Raw genomic sequence first — 3,135 nt, forward strand, 5'->3', positions numbered from 1 at the left:
CCACGGCGCCGATGGCGAAGGTGAGGGTGAAGCCGGATTCCGCGGGCAGTGCCGGGACTCCCGCCGGCAGGTGCTCGATCGTCTTCGAGGCCAGGATGGTGGTCACGATGGCGCTGCCGATCGCACTGCCGGTGGAGCGGGAGATCGAATTGATGCCGTTGGCGATGCCGCTCTGGTGGTGCGGAACGCTCGCCATGATCACGGCCGGCATCGCCGCGTAGCCGAAGCTCACGGCCGCGCCGACGATGAGGCCGGCGCCGATCACCGAGGCGCTGTGCCCGTGGTCCAGGGCCAGCCACCCGAAGCCGGCGGCGCCGAGGGCCGCGGCCACGGCCAGTGCGGCGCGCGGCCCGCGGTGGCGGACCAGCTGTCCGCCGATGGGCGAGGCGAGGAGCGAGACGATCGCGCCGGGCAGCAGGAACTCCACGGAGGCGCGCAGGATGGAGGCGTCGAAGCCGTAGCCGGTCAGGGCCTTGGGCATCTGGACGAGGTAGGAGACACCCAGGAAGTTCGCGAACATGCCGAAGCCGACGAGGATGCCGGCCAGGTTGGCCATCAGGACCGGACGGTGGACGAACATCCGCATGTCGACGAGGGGCTCGCGGACCTTGAGCTCGGTCAGCACCCAGACGGCGGTCATGACGACGGCGCCGGCGAAGCTGCCCAGCGTACGGCCGGAGGCCCAGCCCCACTCGTGGCCCTGGGAGATCGGCAGCAGGAGCAGCAGCAGGGCGATGCCCAGGGTGAGGGCGCCGAGGAAGTCCGTACGGCCGCCGGTCTTGTGCCGGGTCGCCGGAACCAGGAAGACGACGGCGAGCAGCGCGAGGACGGCGAAGCCGGTGGCCATCCAGAAGGCGTTGCGGTAGTCCGCGTCGCTGCCGGAGGTCAGCAGGCCGGTGGCGACGAGCGCGAGGCCGCTGCCGAACGCGAGGGTGCCGCTGACCAGGGCCATCGCTCCGGGGAGCTTCTGCGGGCGGACCTCTTCGCGCAGCACCGACAGGGCGAGCGGGAAGATCGCGGTCGCGGCGCCTTGGAGGACCCGGCCGAGGAGGAGCAGGGGGAGGGAGGACGCGAGCGCGGCGATGACGGAGCCCGCGACCATGACGCCCAGTACGGCCACCAGCGTCGGCTTCTTGCCGTGCTGGTCGCCGAAGCGGCCCAGCAGCGGGGTGAAGACGGCGGCGGACAGCAGGGTGGCGGTGGTCACCCAGCTGACGTTGGCGGTGGTGGTGCCGAGATCGCTGCGGATCAGCCCCAGGATCGGGACCGGCAACGTCTGCATCATCGACACGACCATGGCGGCCAGGCTCAGGGCGAAGACGATGACCGTCTCGTTCCGGTGGCCGCCGGCCCGGGTGGTGGCGGTGGGGGTGGGGCTCATGACAGGGAGGACCTTTTCAGTGCTTCAGATCGCAGATGTTTGATGTCATCAAGTACTTCGACTCCAGCAGACGGTAGACCTCAATAGTTAAGGTGGTCAAGTAAAAGGTTGATAATGTGAAGTACCTTGAGTACGCTCCTAGCATGAGCGCCACCACCCCCCACGCCGTCCCGACCAAGCTGGAGCTGCTGGAGCTGCTCGCCGCGATCGGCACCGCCCAGTGGCGGGACTTCGCGGGGGCCGCCGCACACCACGGCCTCACCTCCACCCAGGCCAAGGTCCTCGCCCAGCTGAACGGTCCGCTCCCGATGCGGGGCCTCGCCACCCTCCTGGTGTGCGACGCCTCGAACGTGACCGGCATCGTGGACCGGCTGGAGGCCCGCGAGCTCGTCCGCCGCGAGCCCGACCCCACGGACCGGCGCGTGAAGAACGTCGTGGCCACGGAAGCGGGCCGCGAGGTGATCCGCCGCGTGCGCGAGGAGATGCAGGCCACACACGGCGCCCTCGACACCCTGGACGACACCGAGCGCGCCACCCTCCACGCCCTGCTGGAGCGACTGCGGCCGACCTTGGAGAAGGACGCCTGAGGGCGGGTCCGAGCCGCTCGGACGCCACTACGACACCACTGAGACGCCACTCCGAAGCCGGATCGCCCGAACGCGTTGGCCAGGGGAAACGCCACCTGACAGACTGCAACGGCTTCAGAACATTCCAGGAGGACGCATGTCAGAAGAATCAGACACCCCGCAGAACGAATCGCCGGCCGAGGTGGCCAAGCGCAAGTTCAAGGAGGCCCTGGAGCGGAACGCCGCCAATGCCCAGTCGCAGCAGGCACACCAGAGCCGGGCGAAGATCCAGGGCGCCGGCGGCAACCCCGGGGGCAAGAACAAGAAGGTCCGCCGCAAGACCGGCTGACCGCGGCGGCGTCGCACTGCCGCGACACCGCCCCCGCCGGCCCCGACGGGGTCCGGGACCCTCATACGGTCCGGACCCGGTCGGGGACGGCATCCCCCGGCGCGCGGGGCGCGAACCAGGGGCGCACGCACACGCACGCACTCGGGGAACGGGATCCGCCCGCCCGTCGGCGTTGGGTCAATCGGCCGACGCGCGACCGCACCGGTGGAGTGCAACGTTGAGCCACTCGGGTGATGGGTGATAACCCCCGGTGTCCACGGCAGTTGAGCAGCTCGTCCCGCCGAGGGCAGCTATCTCATGCGACAGTGCGACAGAAGAAGGATCCCCCACATGCTCAAGAAGTTCATGGCCACCGCAGCCGCCACCGCCGCCGTTCTGGGTGCCGGTGCCGCCGTAGCCTCCCCGGCGATGGCGATCGGCAACGACAACGGCGTCAACACGGTCAACGGCAACGAGTCCTCCCAGGTCTACGGCAACCAGGAGACCGCCGGCTCCATGAGCCCGCAGATGTCCGCCATCCAGGGCTCCCTGAACAAGCTCTGTGTCGGCCTGCCCGCGAAGGTCAACGCCCAGTCGATCCTGGCCCTGATCAACGTCGGCGTCCAGGACATCCCGATCGCGTCCAACCCGCAGAACCAGCAGTGCGCCGAGAACTCCACCCAGGCCAAGGGTGACGAGACCGCCTCGCACATCCTGAACAACATCCCGGTCCTCTCCGGCAACCTCTCCGCCGGTAGCTGACCCAAGAACGAAGCGGCGGTGTCCCTACCCTCCGGGGGTGGTGACGGAGGGTCGGTTTTGTTTCGGCCCTTGCGAGCCCAGAACACCCCCCCCTCCAG

Annotated in this window: 4 protein-coding genes; 3 read left to right on the forward strand and 1 reads right to left on the reverse strand. The window is 69.4% G+C overall.

Annotated features, from left to right (window positions below):
* Positions 1–1,381: MFS transporter (locus ACFWBW_RS33055; protein WP_385380521.1), on the reverse strand; the 1,381-nt coding region annotated here is incomplete at its 3' end.
* 143 nt (positions 1,382–1,524) lie between these two features.
* Here ACFWBW_RS33055 and ACFWBW_RS33060 point away from each other — a divergent pair.
* From ACFWBW_RS33060 to ACFWBW_RS33070, 3 genes are all read left to right on the forward strand, one after another.
* Positions 1,525–1,968, forward strand: a complete 444-nt coding sequence (locus ACFWBW_RS33060) for a MarR family winged helix-turn-helix transcriptional regulator (RefSeq protein ID WP_385380524.1) — start codon at positions 1,525–1,527, stop codon at positions 1,966–1,968.
* Between the two features lie 136 nt (positions 1,969–2,104).
* Complete coding sequence (locus tag ACFWBW_RS33065; protein ID WP_385380527.1) at positions 2,105–2,296, forward strand: DUF5302 domain-containing protein; 192 nt, start codon at positions 2,105–2,107, stop codon at positions 2,294–2,296.
* Positions 2,297–2,626: 330 nt separating this feature from the next.
* A complete protein-coding gene (locus ACFWBW_RS33070; RefSeq protein ID WP_385380530.1) occupies positions 2,627–3,037 on the forward strand; it encodes a rodlin in 411 nt (136 codons plus the stop codon).
* Positions 3,038–3,135: the final 98 nt, after the last annotated feature.

It is taken from the genome of Streptomyces sp. NPDC059957, assembly GCF_042730015.1.
GTDB lineage: Bacteria > Actinomycetota > Actinomycetes > Streptomycetales > Streptomycetaceae > Streptomyces.